The sequence below is a fragment of the Pradoshia sp. Z6_59 genome, from assembly GCF_058267515.1.
On the sequence record NZ_JBZCPP010000009.1, the window covers coordinates 128,138 to 145,334 of the forward strand.

Genomic DNA, 17,197 nt, shown 5'->3' on the forward strand with positions numbered 1-17,197 from the left:
CAAATCAATTTTTTATAAAAACTTAATTCAAAGAGGTTGTGTATTTTGAAGCTAATGGCTCAAGTGAAATTGCTAATGTTATGAGTGTGCTGAGTTCTAGGATTTATGAGGGAAGAGTTGTTGTGCATGTCTGTTGGCAGAGATGGATTCCTTGGGTGGATAGTTCATTTAAATGGTTTTAGTTGAGGTTTAATCTTTTTTTAAATATACATTAATTTTGTATTTCTTTACAAACATAAGTTTATCTTTTGAAAATTTTGGGTTAAATTAACTATAATTGACATTTTATTGTAGGTTAATAGTTTGATTCTTTGTCAAATCTATTGATTAACTGGGAAATTTGTCAGAAAATTTTATATCATACAGTAGTGAATATGAACGACCATTTCTCTGATTGATGTAAGGGATGTGATAAAAGATGGAACAGTCTGACTTGCTCAGGCAAAGATCAGAAGCGCAAAGCCGTCTATCTGATAGTAGAAGAAAAATACTGATGTACGAGGATGAGTTAGAGAGATTACAAATAGCTAAAAACAATATGATTGAGGTTATTCAGGAATCGAGTACGTATAAAAGAAACCTCATACAGTTGGATATCAATCCGCGCCTTTGGAAGGGAACAACCCAAAATAAGTACGAAGACCAAATACATACAATCGATCGTTCTCTTCAATCTTATTTACAGGATATAAGAGATATAGAAACAGCGATAGAAATGGAAATTCGAAGAGTCATGAACAAAATTGAAAACTGTCGCAGTGATATTTCTCACTATCAATCACGTATTTCTAATTTATCACATTCTATTTTATCGCTGAGAGAAGGGTGACGGGTCAATGGGCCAAGTATCGATAAATGAACAGGTGTTTGAATCAACAGTTAATCAGGTGATCATGGCTAAGTCTAATTTGTCGGCCTTTAAGCCAATGAGATTTTCCACTGGCCATACAGATCTTAAAAGTATGAAGGAACAGCTTGAGGTGATACAGGAATTATACGAGACCTTACAAGTATACTGTGAGTTATTAGATCATGATTTAATCAAGCTTCAGGCTACTGGCCGGGAAATGGTACAACAAGATAAAAAGATCAGTCAATCCATGAAGATGAATATGCCTTAAGGAGGGTAAGCGAAAGTGAAGGTTGCTAAGGAAGAACTGACGGATCTAAAATCCGAGTTTAATAGCAACATGAAAGACACCCTGAGAAAATTGGAACAAGTGCAAAACAAAATAAATCATATCCAGAAAATGAACTCTTTCCAAGGTAAAACGGCTGATACAGCTAAGGAGTATTTTCGGTCTGTGCATGGAAAAATAGTAACAGAATTACAAAGCACAATTGGTCTTTTGCAAACTAACCTCAATGATATCCACTCAGAATTCACTCAAAATGTAGACCAATCCCAAACAGCGATCCTAACAGAGGATCATTTAAATGAAACTGACAAAAAGGTGCTTAGTATTGAAAAGAATCTGATAACCACACATGATAAGGGAGAGCAAACAGTAAGAGAAGTATCGGATTTGGTATCGGTATATATGCCCTCCATAGCATCTATTGAAACGACCATAAGAAATTCCAGTAAATATATTAAGAACGTAAACGAAGATCTCTACAACTATGACAGGAATGCACTTAAGAAGGTCAATGAAAGTAGAGAAAAAGTAAAAAAGTTAAATACTAAACTGAATAATTACGTAAAAATAAGCCATAAACAAAACAGCATGAAAGATTTAGATTTGAATGATTATGAAGTGAAAGGAACATCGAAACAGCCAAAGAATGGGAATTTCTTCGTGGCGCTAAATGCTGGTTATGGTGTCTATAAAAAATTCTCTAAATACCTTAATAAGGCGAACGATACAACTGAACTTTTAGCTAAATTTTATATCTCTGCTAAGGTAAATCCAAGCGATTATAGTAGGCTGGTTCTTCAAGGAGCAAATGCATTAACGAAAGGACAGCTAATAAAATTTAATAATATTCTTGCTCAAAGTACTATTTATAAATTCAATTACAAAACATTTTTTAATCATGTGAAACGGTATAAATTCTCTTCTTTTACAGGTAATCACTTTAATGAACTTAAGTCAGCCATGCAGGTTTTTACACAAGAGCGTGGTAAGCTGGCAATGTTAAGGGAATTTGAAGATAATATGGGATTTGTAAAGTATAGAGAATTACGAAATCAGATTAAAACAAATCCAATTAAAGTGGTGGCAACTACGTTCAACGATGAATTTATAGGAAAGAAATATACATCAGTAAAAAAAGTTATCACAGATATACCAACCTGGCAGCATCCAAGTCAGGCATATAGAAATATGGTTGATACATTTAATGAGAGTACTAAAGGAATGAATAACCTTGGCAAAGGAATGAAGATTTTAGGGAAGGGACTGGGACCTTTAAGTTTTGGGGTTATGCTCAATGATAACTATAAAAAATATAAAGGAGACACTCAGAAGGTTGTTGTAGGGACAGCTGTTGATACAGCGTTTAGCGCAGGAGCTACGACTGCAGGAGCATTAGCAGGATCTGCATTTTTACCTCCGCTTGGTACTGTATTAGGGGCAGGTGTGGGCTTTGGAGCAAGTTTAATTGTTAATAAAAAGTATGGAAAACCACCAAAAAGTGTGACAGAACACACAAAAGATTTTGTAAATAAGGGCGTTGATTCCATTTCCCAAACAACTAAAGAGATTGGAAAGAGTTTAACTAAGTGGTTTAAATAAACTATCTGGAGTGTTGATATAGTATGGCTGGACTTACTGAAACTAATTTAACGAACATAAAGTATGAGGTGAAAGACGGTAGATTAACATTTGATAATGTTAGAAGGTATCTATTTGGTATCCTTATTTACTCAGTATTTGTTGTAGGTGTAGCTTATTTTGTTGCAAATGAAGAAAGCACTGTTGGATGGGATACCTTATCTCCTGCTATTCATTATATTTTTTACTTAGAAGCAGCTTTATTTATTTTTCACCTATTTCTCCTGTTATTTTGCAGAAAGAAAAATCTTTTTAATCAGAAGGTATTGATGGTCGGCATGGTAATTTTAACTTATAAAGTCGCTGTTGAGCCTTATCTTACTGTGTATTTGTTCTATAAAGATAAAGGGTATGATGATGTTGAATTGATATTTATTCCCTTTTTGATTATTGTTGGGTTGATTATTCATATTATTAGTTTCTTTTATTTTGTAAAAAGAGCGAAATTAATTAAGAGTGGGGATACGGAACCACCTAAGCGTGTATCAGTAACATTGGGACTGCCAGTTCTTTTTGTTCTGATATCATTTTTTACTGTACTTGTACGAAATGGTTTTTTAGGGAACTTTGAACTTACATTCTATGTAATACTTTTTTCTGTATTGTTTATTGGTATGCTAATTGGTGTATGTGAATTTATCCTTGCCGCTTATGGGGTATTTAGATTTCCCTCCTTTTCGGTTTCTCCACCGCGTAAATCAAGAAAATCAAATAAGAAAGTTTATAGATAATATCTAAACATGATAAGGGGTTGGGGGCATGATTGTAAGAGAAGAATCCATGGTGATTCGGAATGTGATAAGTGTGGAGGAAACAATTCCGCATGAGGAATGGTTTGTTCCTGCGTTAAGCCTGAGAAATAATTTGGTTAAAAGTGATATTTATTATACGAGTCCGGTTATTTTTAAGACGGAAGAAGTAGAGAATGAACCTGCGTTTGGGAAATACACGTATTATATTGGTTTGAATGAGATGGTAGAGGTGGAAGAAGGCGCCCCTTTCAAACAAATAGATTTTTTAGAGCTTACTCCAGCTATCTATGTGCGTTGTGCAGAAATAGAAGAGCTTGAGGAAGCATATGGACTTTTGAAGGCATATGCAGAACAAAATGAACTGGAATTAGAAGATTCTTTTTATCATGTGTGCTTTGATGCGTTTGATAGCGTAATGATGGATATATATGCCATAGTGAAAGAAGGGTAAGCATGGTTATCGAAAATGAGACAATTATGCACAAGAATGTGGTTTGGCATACATATGAAATCCATTACAGTCAGCTTAATCAAGCGTTAGAGGACTTTAATGAAAGATTAGTGAATGCCGGTTTGACCGTTAAAGGACCGCTTTTTTATGCTCTATACAATATCCCGTTTGATGAAAGGATTTTGATAGACATTTATATGCCTGTCGAACAATCCTATGTGTCTGCTGAAAAAACAGATTTAATGTTTCAAAGTTATTTCTTTATTGATGATATGTTAATGACCCGAGTGAATAACAATTTTGAAATCAATACAGAACATGCGTTGGATGAGCTCTTACGTTATGCTATTCAGCAGGAATATCAGATTATCTCTCCCATCTTTCATATATTTAGGGGGGATGATGTAAGTAATTGGGTTGAACTAAAGGCAAAAGTGTATAGGGAAGTGGAGAAGGAAGACGCGTTTGATGATTCAGAGTTAAGTGATTCTATTTTAAGTTTATTTGATAAATAATGCTTTTATTTTGTTTCAATCCATCATATATATTTTGTCTTTGAACAAAAAAAGGTTGTCCCTTGTGCTTTAAGCATCTGGACAACCTTTTTCTGTAAATTAATGAGAATGTTTCATGTTCTTTTCAAGTACACTTGCGACCTTTTGGAATTCTTCGTCGCTTTCAATTTCGTGAAGCTCACCGTCTTCGTCAACACGGAAAAAGAATATTTCCATATCATCTTCTGTTTCGAGTTTGATTTCTTCCACGAGTGCGGTAACAGCGTATTCTGCTCCGTCTACATCCAATGTACCTAGTACTTCAATTTCTTCTTCCTGTCCATTTTCGCCTTCTAATACAAGGATTTCTCCCACTTCAATTTTCGCCATTTGATTACTCCTTTAACGATTTACTTGTCCGCTTAGTATATCCATTATTGATAGGAAAAACAACTATTAATACCCAGGTGCGAAGCTTAGAAAAAGGATTGTTCAAGCAAGAATGTTTGTTTATTGTCATTTAATTGTTACTATTAAATGGAAACTTTATGATGGAGGATTTAAACTATATGACAAATAATAATATTAATATAAATATACCTGTTTCTGTACTAAATTTAGCTCCTATTCGCAAAGGCCAGGATGCAAAGGGAGCAATCGACTCAATGGTTGAGCTTGCACAGGCTACGGAGAAGATGGGGTATAAGCGATATTGGGTTGCTGAGCATCACAATACACCTACAATGGTCAGCTCTGCCACTTCTATTTTAATTAAACATATATTGGAGCATACAGATCAAATAGAGGTCGGATCCGGTGGTATCATGCTGCCTAACCACTCTCCATTAGTTGTGGCGGAGCAGTTTGGAACAATGGCAACCATCTATCCAAATCGGTTGAATTTAGGCTTGGGAAGAGCGCCTGGAACAGATATGATGACGGCGAGTGCATTAAGACGTTCACAGAAGGATTCCGTTTACACATTTCCTTCAGACGTACAATCCTTGTTAACCTATTTGGGACCGGAAGAGACGCAGGGCTATGTAAGGTCGTACCCTGGTGTAGACACAAATATACCTATCTATATTTTAGGTTCTTCTACGGAATCAGCTGTTCTTGCTGCTAAATTGGGTCTGCCATATGTATTTGCAGCTCATTTTGCTCCAACTTATTTGGAAGAAGCCATCAATATTTATCGAAGTCGCTTCCAGCCATCTGAATACCTAAGTGCTCCTTATATGATGGTCTGCCTGAATGTTATTGCAGCCGAGAGTGATGAAGAAGCAGAATTGGAATCTACAACAATGCAACAATTTTTCTTAAATGTTGTGCGCGGGACAAAAAATCCATTAAGTCCTCCAGTTGAAAATATGGATGAGTTATGGAGAGGACCTGAAAAGCAAATGGCTCAATCGATGTCTAGTGTCACTTTACTAGGATCGAAGGCTTCCATCCGTGAACAGCTAATCCAATTCCAGGAAAAATATAATGTGGACGAAATCATGGCTGTATCCTATATCTTTGATGAGGACAAACAAAAGCGTTCCTACGAAATATTAAAAGAAGTGGTTGAAGGTCAATAATGTAAGAAAACATCGTATCCGCCGGTTTATTCTCAACCGTGTGGATACGATGTTTTTTTATAGCAAATAGAGCTCTAGCTACCATATTTGTCCGGTAAGAGCTCGGTTGTAATTAGAAACCATTAAATAGTTGAATTAAAAAATCAGCAGTAAGTAAGTGCAGGAAGACTCTTTATTAAGCAAGACAATAAATAGAATGATAGCCCAATTAAATGGGTAATTATGTTAAAATATTTGAAATCATACTGAAATTAGCTCGTTTTCTTTTTCGCAGACTAGATTATCGATTGAATTTGACTGGGCTCATATATCTGGCTATAAGATGTATAATCGGCTGCTTTCATTATATTTTTGTGAGGGAGTGAAGGAAGTGATTAAGCGTTTAACCAAAGAAGATCATGCTGTTTGTTCGACTTTTATTAATAAGCGACCTGCAGAGAATCTATTTTTAATCGGTGATATTGAAGCATATGGGTACGAGGAAGATTTCCAAAAGGTTTGGGGAGAGTTTGATACGGAAGGGAATCTGGTTGCCATTCTTTTAAAATACAAAGAAAACTATATCGCATATGCTGAGAATGATGTATTTGATGCTAAGGGATTTGCTGATATTATGCTTGATGACCCTGATTTCTCCATGATGTCTGGCTTAAAGGAAGTTACTGCGAATATGGAGCCCTATTTACAAGAAAGAGTTCTAAATAAAAGGCAAACATTTTATGCGAAATGCCAAGCTTTAAACTCTGAAGCCAGCTATGTAGATACGGCAAAAGTCCAATATGCTGCACCTGAGGATGCAGAACGAATTGTTGAGTTACTGCAAAGTATTCCGGAATTTAAAAATTCAAGCACACCAGTAGAAGAAAAACGAAAAAGTTTAAAGGATGGGTTCTCGCGTTGTGTTTATATTTCTGACGATGGGAAAATTGTTTCATCCGCTTCAACTACGGCAGAAAATTCCCGTTCAGCTATGGTAGTTGCTGTCGCTACTTTAGAAGATTATAAGAAAAAGGGCTATGCAACGAAATGCATGGTTAAGTTGTGCAGACAGCTTCTAAGTGAGGGTAAGGAAATATGTTTGTTTTATGACAATCCTAATGCGGGTGCTATATATAAACGAATTGGGTTTGCTGATATTGGATATTGGATGATGTATAGATTTAAGAAAGATAGATAGTTAGACTGTAAGTGCGGGGAGAGCATAGATATCCATAAAGAGCACCCTGAAATTTAGGATTAAAACCTACCGTTCAGGGTGCTAAAGAATATTATTGTATTATGATTTATTTTTGTTTTGCTAGATTTGCTACCGTACCACCATCAACACGTAAGTCGATGCCTGTAATATAAGAAGCTGCATCACTTAGTAAAAATTCTACAGCAGTAGCAATCTCTTTGGCTTCTCCTTCACGACGTAAAGGTGTAATCTCAAGCAACTTTTTCATTTCTGCTTGTTTAGCTGCTTCTTGGCGGCCCATTGGGGTATTGATTGTACCAGGAGATAGAGATGTTATACGTGCTCCTTTTTCTCCCCATGTCCATGCCTGTTCTTCCACAATTAATTGTACACCTAATTTAGATAAGCTGTAAGCAGCGCCTGGGTTCCCTTGAGCAAATTGCTCCATTGTTTCCACCACATTTTCAGCTAATGGATGTTTTAGTACATCAATATAAGGACCTTGGCGTGGAGGCATATAACCACTCATGGATGAAATACATACAACAGCCGTTCCTTCTGTAGCGTAAGGTAGGAAAGCTTCTAAAACAATGCCTGTACCTACTAGGTTAACTTCCGTAATACGTCTGGAATCTGCCATTGTAGGAGATAAACCAGCTGTATGTACCAACCCTTTTAATGTCCCAAGTTCAGCAGCTTTTTCTGCTAAAGCTTCAACGTTTTCCCTGGAAGTAATATCAACAGTTTGGATATGTACATCTGTAATTCCTTTTGTTGCTAATTCTTCTTTTGTTTGAATTAAACGTTCATTCGAAACATCTGCCAGAAGGACAATCCCTTTCTTGCCGACTAATTCAGCAGTAGCTTTACCCATTCCACCTGATCCACCTGTGATGACATAAACTTGTTTTTCCATGATTCTAAAACCCCCTGTTTGTTATTTAATTTTATTATAACGGTTTTAGAAGTACGGAGATAATTTAAGTGAAGGAATTTTGCGATTATTGAAAGCGTTATTTTATCATTTCGCCCAAGTCTTATTTAAGACTGTTAACTATTGATTGATCAGCTAATCGGTCGTCGACTGTATAAAATATGTATGATAATCCATAATTTTGGTAGGAGTATGCAACAAAAAGGGACGCATACAGGATAGCAATCTTTTTCTGCTAATTAATATAGTGAGAAAACAAGTAATAGTCATAGAGGGAGAAGAATGATTTGTAATAATTTTTATATTATAGAATAATTTAGGTATTCATCTAATGAATAAAAGAATTTTTGCTATATTAATATCATCAATTCGCCAATATCCTCTTGAATAACTTCTCTCTTTCAGATAACATTTTGAATATGTGAAATGAGGAACTTAATTTGAGAGGATTAATTAAGCCATGTCAAAACATCAAAAGAAAAACATCTATGCAGCGGGAGCTGTTTTAAAGAAAGAGATTGGTTTGAAAGAAGCCTTAACCATTGTAGTTGGGGTTGTAATTGGATCAGGTATATTTTTTAAAGCTACTCCAGTATTGGAAAGCGCCGGTTCTCCAGTGGCGGCTATTATAGCTTGGTTACTTGGGGGATTAATTACTCTTGCAGCTGCTCTGACGTTGGCTGAGATTGGCTCAGCTATACCGGAGACAGGTGGGGTATTCGCTTATTTGAAGGAGCTTTATGGAGAAAAAGTTGCTTTCCTCTTTGGATGGGTACAAGCGTTGATCTATATACCAGGCATTTTAGCGGCGCTATCCATCGTTTTTGCCACACAAGCAACGTATTTTATGCCTATGACAGACCTCCAACAAAAATTCTTAGCTATTGGTATTTTAGTATTTGTGGCCGCACTAAATATCATCTCAACTAAACTAGGAGGCAGGATTCAGTTTATTTCTACGATAGCTAAAATGATTCCGATTATTGCCATTATCGTGTTTGGAATTATTCATGGAATGGGGAAAGAAACAGCATCACTATTCTCGGGAGAATCTGTTCATAGCTTTACCCTAACCAGCTTCGGTGCTGCAATCCTAGGAACTTTGTTTGCCTATGAAGGCTGGGTGAGTGTTGGAAATATGGCTGGAGAAATGAAAAATCCTCAGCGCGACTTACCACGCTCTATTTTGTTTGGAATGACGATTATTATTGCAGCTTATGTCCTAATAAACGTAGCCTTTTTCTCTGTTATGTCTGTTCAGGAGATAGTTTCAACAGAAAAAGTAGCAACGGATGCTGCTCTCATTCTCTTTGGAAGCGGCGGCTCAGCGATTATCTCGATAGGGATTCTAATCTCTATATTCGGTACATTGAACGGATATTTGATGACAGGTGTCCGGGTGCCATTTGCGATGGCGCAAAACAAGATCTTCCCGTTCCATCATGTTATGGGACGCGTTGAAAGCCGTACTAGCACACCGATTAATGTCTTTATTTTTGAAGTGGTCTTATCGATAATTTATATTCTATCTGGATCATTTAATACATTGTCTACTCTGGCCTTATTCGCCACATGGATTTTCTTTGTAATGGCCATTTACGGGGTTTTCATCCTTCGTAAAAAGCGTAAGGACCTAGTTCCGACTTATCGGGTGCCTTTCTATCCAGTTGTTCCGCTTGTCGGAATCATCGGTGGAGTATATATATTGGTATGTACAGTCTTTACTGATACCTTATATTCTCTAATTGGTTTAGCGATTACGGCATTGGGTTATCCGGTATATCTTTATCTTAAGAAATCAAATATGTAAGTAAGAAAACACACGGGATTCCGATTGGAAATTCCGTGTGTTTTTTTATCTATACGTATAAAAAAGCTCCTAAACTATTTTTAAACGAAAAGGTAAATTGGGCTTTTTACTTGTATGATTGAAAAGGTTTTAGCAAAATAAGGATGTAGTCATATGTCGGTAACGAAAAAAGGTGAAGGTATGGGGTATTTACGAAAATATATTAAGAAATATGGAGTTTTATTTACGATTGCGATTTTATTTTTAATGGTGGAAGCTATTTGTGATTTGCTTCTGCCCACGATATTAGCAACGATGATTGATAAAGGTGTAGCAAATAAGGACCTTTCATTTGTATTGGAAATGGGAGGAGTAATGCTAGTTGTTACGGCAATAGGTGCGTTGGGTGCAATAAGCAGGAATATAATCTCCAGTAATATTTCGCAAAAAATGGGAGCCGAACTTCGCTCCGATTTATATAAAAAAATTCAATCTCTAAAACTCGTGCAAATGAACCGGTTTGAAGCGGCAACTCTTGTCACAAGGCTTACAAATGATATAACACAGGTGCAAGTTTTTGTGAACGGCTTGATGAGAATTATGGTGAAGGCACCATTGATTTGTATAGGAAGCATTATCATGGCAGTCCGTTTAAATGCTTCTATATCATGGATTCTATTAATTATCATTCCGATTGTAGCGTGTATCATTATGCTGAATCTGAAACTTAGCTTTCCTTTCTTTATCCGCGTTCAAAAAGTGACAGATCGCTTGAACGGGGTAATGAGAGAATATTTATCCGGCATACGGGTGATCAGGGCATTCAATCGTTCTAAGTTTGAGAAGGAGCGTTTTGAAGAACGGAATGATGATTTGGCAGAAACCTCTATTAAAGCTATGCGAGTAATGTCTGTATTTAGCCCTGGAATCATGCTAACCGTGAATTTTGGAATTGTGCTCGTCCTTTTAGTGGGCGGTTGGAATATAAATGATGGACAGATGCAGGTTGGACAAATTGTTGCCTATGTGAACTATATGACTCAAATCTTAGTATCATTATCGATGATTTCAATGATATTTAATTTCTTTGTCCGGGCAAGGGTATCTGCCGGAAGGATTGGAGAAGTATTTAATACCGAGGATCCTCCTTCAACACTTGATACATCTGCAAAAGCTACTGAAAAAGAAGGTATCTTTTTTAATCAAGTCAGCTTTTCATACTTTGGAACGGAGGATTTTGTAGTAAAAGATGCTACCTTTCATGTAAATATGGGAGAAACGGTTGGAATAATCGGTTCAACCGGATCAGGAAAGAGCAGTCTGGTTAACTTGATTCCTAGATTGTATGAACCTTCTAAAGGGGCCATTTATATGAATGGGGTTAATATTCAAATGATGGATCCAGCACTGTTAAGAGAGTCTGTGGCATATGTACCTCAGAAATCTGTGTTATTTACGGGAACGATTAAAGAAAATATACGTTGGGGAAATGGGAATGCCAGTATGGAAGAGGTGGTACAGGCAGCCAAGGCAGCCTGTGCCCATACATTCATAGAGGCTTTGCCCAATGGATATGATACTCATCTTGGTCAGGGCGGAATCAATCTTTCCGGTGGCCAAAAGCAAAGATTATCGATTGCCAGAGCTCTGTTGAAAAAATCATCTGTTTTAATTCTTGATGATTCAACCAGTGCACTTGATGCGGTCACGGAGAAGCAACTAAAGGAATCATTGGGGGAAAGAACGAAAGGGTCGATTATTTTTTTGATTGCTCAACGAATAACCTCTGTTATGGATGCTGATAAAATTATCATTATGGATAACGGGAAAATAGTAGGCATTGGAAATCATGAAGAGTTAAAAACTCATAATCCGGTTTATCAGGAAATTATACGTTCGCAAATAGGTGAGGAGATGGTTAGCCATGGCAAATAAATCGGAGAATGGAAGCAAGCCCTCACAGCCGCAAATGCCGAAACCAGGTGGAAGAGGCCATGGCCATGGTGCGGGTCGATTTGCTCCTGTAGAAAAACCTAAGGATTTTACGGGAACTCTTAAACGGATTTGGGGATTTTTTGGGTCTGAAAAGAGAAGTCTGTGGATTATTTTTGTTTTTGTAGTTATTAGTTCAGCCATCAGCTTATTTGTTCCCTATTGGATTGGAAGAACAGTCGATACAATTGCGAAGGAATCAGTTGACCTGAATTTATTGCATATGATGATTCTTATTTTGGCTGTGGTTTATGTGACGGATGGAATATCCAGTTTGCTCCAGGGCTGGATGATGGCCCGAGTTTCTCAGCGGGTTGTTCAATCCTTAAGAAGCAAGCTATTTCAAAAGCTGCTTAAATTACCAATCGGTTATTTTGATTCACATGCTCATGGCGATATGATGAGCAGAGTTACCAATGATATCGATAATGTAAGCAGTAGTATTTCTCAATCGACTACACAGCTGATGGGTGGGGTCATCACAATAACGGGATCATTTATTATGATGCTAATATTGAGCCCTATTTTGACAGTGGCTGCATGTATTACAATACCATTTATGTTTTTGCTGACGAAAATGATTGCTAAACGGACACGGGTTTTATTTCGGGAACAGCAAAAGCATTTAGGCAAATTGAACGGACATATAGAGGAAACGATATCCGGAACGATTATTATTAAAGCCTTTAACAGGGAAAATCAAGTGGTCGAGACGTTTGAAGAAATCAATGGTAAATTGTTTGAATCAGGGAGGAAGGCACAAATCTGGTCAGGTTATTTAATGCCATTAATGAATGCAATTAATAATCTGGGACTGGCTGCAATTGCTATTGTAGGCGGTATTTTGGCTGTAAATGAAGCTGTAACGATTGGTGTGATTGCCAGTTTTGTCAGCTATTCAAGGCAGTTTACAAGGCCGTTAAATGATTTGGCCAATATATTCAATCTATTTCAGTCTGCAGTTGCAGGTGCTGAACGAGTATTTCAGGTGATTGATGAGAATGAAGAGACAAAAGATGGTGAGCATGCGGTTCCCCTCCGGCATTCAGTAGGAAATGTAACGTTTAAGAATGTTTCATTTGGATATGAAGCAAATCACCCCATCTTAAAAAATGTCAGTTTTGAAGCAAAGACGGGAAGCCACAATGCGCTGGTGGGGCCAACTGGTGCAGGAAAAACCACTATTACAAATCTCTTAACCAGGTTTTATGAGGTATCTGAAGGGAGCATCTTAATCGATGGAGTAGATATTCGTGATTATACAAGAGAGAGCTTAAGAGATACATTTGGGATTGTGCTGCAGGATACGTATTTATTTACGGGAACCATTAAAGAGAATATTAAATATGGCCGGTTGGATGCTACAGATGAAGAAATGATTGAAGCTGCCAAAACGGCGAATGCTCATTATTTTATTACAAGACTTCCAAATGGTTACGATACGATGCTTCTAGAAAATGGTGCAAATCTCAGCCAAGGGAACAAGCAACTACTGGCTATTGCCCGGGCAATATTAAAGGATCCAGCAATTCTGATTCTGGATGAGGCGACCAGCAGTGTAGATACGAGAACAGAGCTTGCCATACAGAATGCTATGCGTAAAGTGATGAGAGGACGTACCAGCTTTGTGATTGCACACAGGCTTAGTACGATTCGCGAGGCAGATATGATTATGGTCATTGATGATGGCCAAGTCAAAGAGAGTGGAACGCATGAAGAATTATTACGTCATAAAGGTCGATACAGTGAAATGTATGAAAGCCAGTATAAAAATATCCAGACTTCATAATGGGAAATCCTGTGGTAATTGATCCGCAGGATTTTTTATTGAATTATATGTAAATAATGTGGAAATTATATGCTACTATTAAAATAGTATTTATGAAGGAGTTCGATTGCTCTGAAAAAAAAGACGACCCTGATACTATTTATCCTTTCATTCATCTATCTATCATCGGCCCAAGCATTAAGTTGGAATAAATACTTTGTTGTTTGGGATGGTAAGGTATATGAAATCAAGGAAGATGAGGTAATAGATTCTCGGGAAATTGGTAAATACATAGGCAAGGTGGAGTCAGAGGCAGAGGCAGATGACAATACCGGGCATTATAAAGGAAACGGCTCTAACATTTACCCTGTAGGCACTAATTATTATACATTAAAAAATAAATCCTCTGATTCGGCCATTGCTGTTGAAATCGATAACCAACAATGGAAGAAAGCCGAGTTTATCCATGAAGCACCGTTCCGTTTTACCGATCTGTTTGAGAAATACCTGCCGTATACACTTTTATCAGTTATTGTATCTATTATTTTAGTAAAATACATAGCAAGAAGAAGAGCATCGCAATAAATTCCAGAGCTTATAGGCTCTTTTTTTGTGTAAAAAAATAGAGATGAAATTTCATTTATTTCTTTTAATTACAAATGATATTGCGATGATAAAAATTTAAAAATAGGAAAACCGCTTAGTGAAAACAATGAAAGCGCATACAATTATTCAGAATTAATTAAATAGTCTAATAATTTAGAAAAATCAGTTGACTATGTGTCTGGAAGGTCGTATTATAAATTTCAACGAGATAACAAATTAGTAATTATTTGGATCTATAATAGTGGAACTAATAACAAGAATTTAATAAGTAGAAGCGATGATAAGGATAAGTAGTAAGTGGGCTGAACAGTTACAGAGAGCCGGTGGTGCTGAGAATCGGTACTGTTTCCAAGTATGAACTCCCCTTTGAGCGTCTGTATGAAATCTCCAGTAATACAGACCGGGTTTGACCGATCAACCCGTTATCAAAAGTAAAGAGTGCATGATTGATGAAATCAATTATGAATTAGGGTGGTACCATGGAAAGGACAACAAGCCTTTTCATCCCTGCGTTTCAATTGGGAAACGTATGTGATGAAAAGGCTTTTTTATTTTATTTTTAAAAAAGGACCTGGCAAATAAGCCTATCACTAAACAGGAGGTAGATTCCATGTTGGAGAAAACAGCTCTTGCTGAAAAGAAAAGCCTACAAACTGAAATAAAAATCAGCGGAGCCGAGATGTTGGTCAATGCCCTGAAAAAGCAAGGAGTGGAGGTTTTATTTGGATACCCCGGAGGTGCCGTTCTACCCATTTATGATGCACTTTATAAATCGGGATTGAAGCATGTATTGCCAAGACATGAGCAAGGCGCAATCTATGCGGCTGAAGGATATGCAAGGATAAGTGGAAAGCCTGGAGTGGTAATTGCTACCTCTGGTCCCGGAGCAACCAATATTGTCACAGGTCTTGCTGATGCCATGATGGATTCCTTGCCTTTAGTCGTTTTTACCGGTCAGGTTGGTACAGGAGTAATCGGATCAGATGCTTTTCAGGAGGCAGATATTTTAGGAATTACAACTCCTATCACAAAGCATAATTATCAAATTCGAAATACGGCAGATATTCCAAAAATCGTGAAGGAAGCCTTTCATATTGCTTCAACAGGACGGCCAGGACCAGTCCTCATCGATATCCCGAAAGATATGGCTCAGCTTGTAGCAATAGAAGAGGAACCCGAAACAATCCATTTGCCAGGATATCAGCCAAAGTATGAACCGAATTATTTGCAGATTAGAAGACTCGTAGAAGCAGTCAGTTCTTCTAAGAAGCCCGTTTTCTTGGCTGGTGCAGGTATCCTTCATGCGAAAGCCTCAAAGTACTTACTTGAATATGCTGAGCAACAGCAAATCCCAGTCGTTAATACATTATTGGGTCTTGGCAGTTTCCCACCAAGTCATCCGCTTTACATCGGAATGGGAGGGATGCATGGAATATACGCAGCCAATATGGCACTGTCTGAATGTGACCTATTAATCAATATTGGTGCCAGGTTTGATGATCGTTTAACAGGTAATCTATCAAAATTCGCACCACATGCAATGGTTGCCCATATAGATATTGATCCTGCAGAAATCGGTAAAAATGTCCCGACGGCTATCCCGGTTGTTGGAGATGCAAGGCATGCTCTGAAGCATTTAATCAAGCAGAATGGCAAACGGCCAGATAACGAGGACTGGAGGAAGCAAATTCAGAATTGGCTGGAGGATGCACCATTCTATTACGACAAAGGGAACGGTCAGCATCTGAAACCGCAGAGAATTATGGAAATGATTTATGAAATGAGTAATGGGGATGCCATCGTGACAACTGATGTTGGTCAGCATCAAATGTGGGCTGCTCAGTATTATCCTTTTAAGCGTCCGAATGCGTGGGTAACCTCCGGAGGACTTGGCACGATGGGCTTTGGCTTACCGGCTGCGATTGGAGCACAAATTGCTGAACCAGATGATTTGGTGATCTCCGTAAATGGTGATGGAGGTGTCCAAATGTCCATTCAGGAACTTGCTGTTATCGCAGAACTGAACTTACCGGTAAAAATTATCATTATCAATAATGGCTCTCTTGGAATGGTACGCCAATGGCAGGAAATCTTTTATGAATCCCGATATTCAGAAAGTGTATTTCGTTCCCAACCCTCCTTCAGCAAGCTGGCTGAAGCTTATGGAATAAAGGGATTCGATGTCCGGACGGAGGAAGAAGCTGAAAGGGTATTTAACGAAGAATTTAGTAAAGATAGTCCTGTGTTAATCAATATTTTTGTAGAACCTGAAGAAAATGTATACCCAATGGTTGCACCTGGAAAGGGAATTAATGAAATGGTAGGGGTGAAGAAAAATTGAAAAGGATCATCACTTTAACCGTTATAAACAGACCGGGTGTCCTTAACCGGATTACCAATTTATTTACGAAACGAAATTATAACATTGAAAGTATTACGGTAGGGCAATCCGAAATGGAGGAGAGAGCACGAATAACTTGTGTCGTACATGTCGAATCCGTGCAAATTGCTGAACAAATTACCAAACAACTAAATAAACAGATTGATGTCATAAAGGTACAAGACATAACAGATCAATCCGTTGTAGCCAGGGAGCTTGCGCTAGTAAAAGTAACTGCCACTCCCCAATCGAGAAGTGAGATTTACTCACTCATTGAGCCTTTTAGAGCTTCGGTTATTGATATTGGCAAGGAAAGTCTTGTGATTCAAATAACCGGTGAATCAAATAAAATAGAAGCTTTTATCGAATTAATCAAGCCGTACGGAATTAAGGAACTGGCAAGAACAGGCACTACTGCTTTTGCCCGTTCCACTCAAATGGGTAACCAAGGGACAAAGAATTATTCAATTGTCTAAATAAAAATGAAAAGGGAG

General features: G+C 37.6%; 16 protein-coding genes and 1 other annotated feature. Of the genes, 14 read left to right on the top strand and 2 right to left on the bottom strand.

What is annotated here, in order from left to right:
* The first annotated feature begins 418 nt into the window (after nt 1–418).
* From AC4D4B_RS11465 to AC4D4B_RS11490, 6 genes are read left to right on the top strand one after another with little or no spacing between them, the layout of a single operon-like run.
* Nucleotides 419–829, top strand: a complete 411-nt coding sequence (locus AC4D4B_RS11465) for a YwqH-like family protein (RefSeq protein ID WP_490996492.1) — start codon at nt 419–421, stop codon at nt 827–829.
* 7 nt (nt 830–836) lie between these two features.
* Complete coding sequence (locus AC4D4B_RS11470; RefSeq protein WP_490996493.1) at nt 837–1,121, top strand: TIGR04197 family type VII secretion effector; 285 nt, start codon at nt 837–839, stop codon at nt 1,119–1,121.
* A 15-nt stretch (nt 1,122–1,136) separates the two neighbouring features.
* Entirely contained in the window at nt 1,137–2,738 is a 1,602-nt protein-coding gene (locus AC4D4B_RS11475) for a T7SS effector LXG polymorphic toxin (RefSeq protein WP_490999939.1), read from the top strand.
* Between the two features lie 23 nt (nt 2,739–2,761).
* Nucleotides 2,762–3,508 (top strand): hypothetical protein, encoded by a 747-nt coding sequence (locus AC4D4B_RS11480; protein WP_490996495.1) that lies wholly within the window; start codon nt 2,762–2,764, stop codon nt 3,506–3,508.
* A 28-nt stretch (nt 3,509–3,536) separates the two neighbouring features.
* The gene (locus tag AC4D4B_RS11485; RefSeq protein ID WP_490999940.1) at nt 3,537–3,980 is read left to right on the top strand and encodes a DUF5085 family protein; all 444 of its coding nucleotides are present in this window, start codon (nt 3,537–3,539) and stop codon (nt 3,978–3,980) included.
* Between the two features lie 2 nt (nt 3,981–3,982).
* The gene (locus AC4D4B_RS11490; protein ID WP_490996497.1) at nt 3,983–4,495 is read left to right on the top strand and encodes a DUF5085 family protein; all 513 of its coding nucleotides are present in this window, start codon (nt 3,983–3,985) and stop codon (nt 4,493–4,495) included.
* Nucleotides 4,496–4,594: 99 nt separating this feature from the next.
* Here AC4D4B_RS11490 and AC4D4B_RS11495 read toward each other — a convergent pair whose 3' ends face one another.
* A complete protein-coding gene (locus AC4D4B_RS11495; RefSeq protein ID WP_490999941.1) occupies nt 4,595–4,864 on the bottom strand; it encodes a DUF1292 domain-containing protein in 270 nt (89 codons plus the stop codon).
* A gap of 179 nt (nt 4,865–5,043) precedes the next feature.
* On the opposite strand from AC4D4B_RS11495, the gene AC4D4B_RS11500 reads away from it, so the two are divergent.
* Nucleotides 5,044–6,057 (top strand): LLM class flavin-dependent oxidoreductase, encoded by a 1,014-nt coding sequence (locus AC4D4B_RS11500; protein WP_490999942.1) that lies wholly within the window; start codon nt 5,044–5,046, stop codon nt 6,055–6,057.
* 370 nt (nt 6,058–6,427) lie between these two features.
* A complete protein-coding gene (locus AC4D4B_RS11505) occupies nt 6,428–7,234 on the top strand; it encodes a GNAT family N-acetyltransferase (protein WP_490999943.1) in 807 nt (268 codons plus the stop codon).
* Between the two features lie 106 nt (nt 7,235–7,340).
* Here the strand turns inward: AC4D4B_RS11505 and AC4D4B_RS11510 are convergent, their stop codons facing one another.
* A complete protein-coding gene (locus AC4D4B_RS11510) occupies nt 7,341–8,150 on the bottom strand; it encodes an SDR family oxidoreductase (protein ID WP_490999944.1) in 810 nt (269 codons plus the stop codon).
* A 478-nt stretch (nt 8,151–8,628) separates the two neighbouring features.
* On the opposite strand from AC4D4B_RS11510, the gene AC4D4B_RS11515 reads away from it, so the two are divergent.
* The 6 genes from AC4D4B_RS11515 to ilvN all read left to right on the top strand — a co-directional run bounded on the left by AC4D4B_RS11515 (nt 8,629) and on the right by ilvN (nt 17,179).
* Complete coding sequence (locus AC4D4B_RS11515) at nt 8,629–9,978, top strand: APC family permease (RefSeq protein WP_490996502.1); 1,350 nt, start codon at nt 8,629–8,631, stop codon at nt 9,976–9,978.
* A gap of 180 nt (nt 9,979–10,158) precedes the next feature.
* A complete protein-coding gene (locus AC4D4B_RS11520) occupies nt 10,159–11,892 on the top strand; it encodes an ABC transporter ATP-binding protein (protein ID WP_490999968.1) in 1,734 nt (577 codons plus the stop codon).
* Nucleotides 11,882–13,738, top strand: a complete 1,857-nt coding sequence (locus AC4D4B_RS11525) for an ABC transporter ATP-binding protein (RefSeq protein ID WP_490996503.1) — start codon at nt 11,882–11,884, stop codon at nt 13,736–13,738. Before AC4D4B_RS11520 ends, AC4D4B_RS11525 begins: the two co-directional genes overlap by 11 nt.
* A 279-nt stretch (nt 13,739–14,017) precedes the next feature.
* Nucleotides 14,018–14,302, top strand: coding sequence for a hypothetical protein (locus AC4D4B_RS11530; protein ID WP_490999945.1), 285 nt, complete (start codon nt 14,018–14,020; stop codon nt 14,300–14,302).
* 289 nt (nt 14,303–14,591) lie between these two features.
* Nucleotides 14,592–14,835, top strand: a binding site (T-box leader).
* A 98-nt stretch (nt 14,836–14,933) separates the two neighbouring features.
* Nucleotides 14,934–16,664, top strand: a complete 1,731-nt coding sequence (gene ilvB / locus AC4D4B_RS11535) for an acetolactate synthase large subunit (protein WP_490999946.1) — start codon at nt 14,934–14,936, stop codon at nt 16,662–16,664.
* Nucleotides 16,661–17,179, top strand: coding sequence for an acetolactate synthase small subunit (gene ilvN, locus AC4D4B_RS11540; RefSeq protein ID WP_490996506.1), 519 nt, complete (start codon nt 16,661–16,663; stop codon nt 17,177–17,179). The genes ilvB and ilvN overlap by 4 nt, the downstream gene beginning before the upstream one ends.
* Nucleotides 17,180–17,197 lie beyond the last annotated feature (18 nt).

Coding starts and splice junctions, on each gene's coding strand:
- AC4D4B_RS11465 (WP_490996492.1), top strand. CDS start 419: ATGGAACAGTCTGACTTGCTCAGGCAAAGATCAGAAGCGCAAAGCCGT.
- AC4D4B_RS11520 (WP_490999968.1), top strand. CDS start 10,159: ATGGGGTATTTACGAAAATATATTAAGAAATATGGAGTTTTATTTACG.
- AC4D4B_RS11490 (WP_490996497.1), top strand. CDS start 3,983: ATGGTTATCGAAAATGAGACAATTATGCACAAGAATGTGGTTTGGCAT.
- AC4D4B_RS11515 (WP_490996502.1), top strand. CDS start 8,629: ATGTCAAAACATCAAAAGAAAAACATCTATGCAGCGGGAGCTGTTTTA.
- AC4D4B_RS11510 (WP_490999944.1), bottom strand. CDS start 8,150: ATGGAAAAACAAGTTTATGTCATCACAGGTGGATCAGGTGGAATGGGT.
- AC4D4B_RS11495 (WP_490999941.1), bottom strand. CDS start 4,864: ATGGCGAAAATTGAAGTGGGAGAAATCCTTGTATTAGAAGGCGAAAAT.
- AC4D4B_RS11480 (WP_490996495.1), top strand. CDS start 2,762: ATGGCTGGACTTACTGAAACTAATTTAACGAACATAAAGTATGAGGTG.
- AC4D4B_RS11500 (WP_490999942.1), top strand. CDS start 5,044: ATGACAAATAATAATATTAATATAAATATACCTGTTTCTGTACTAAAT.
- ilvB (WP_490999946.1), top strand. CDS start 14,934: ATGTTGGAGAAAACAGCTCTTGCTGAAAAGAAAAGCCTACAAACTGAA.
- AC4D4B_RS11525 (WP_490996503.1), top strand. CDS start 11,882: ATGGCAAATAAATCGGAGAATGGAAGCAAGCCCTCACAGCCGCAAATG.
- AC4D4B_RS11485 (WP_490999940.1), top strand. CDS start 3,537: ATGATTGTAAGAGAAGAATCCATGGTGATTCGGAATGTGATAAGTGTG.
- AC4D4B_RS11470 (WP_490996493.1), top strand. CDS start 837: ATGGGCCAAGTATCGATAAATGAACAGGTGTTTGAATCAACAGTTAAT.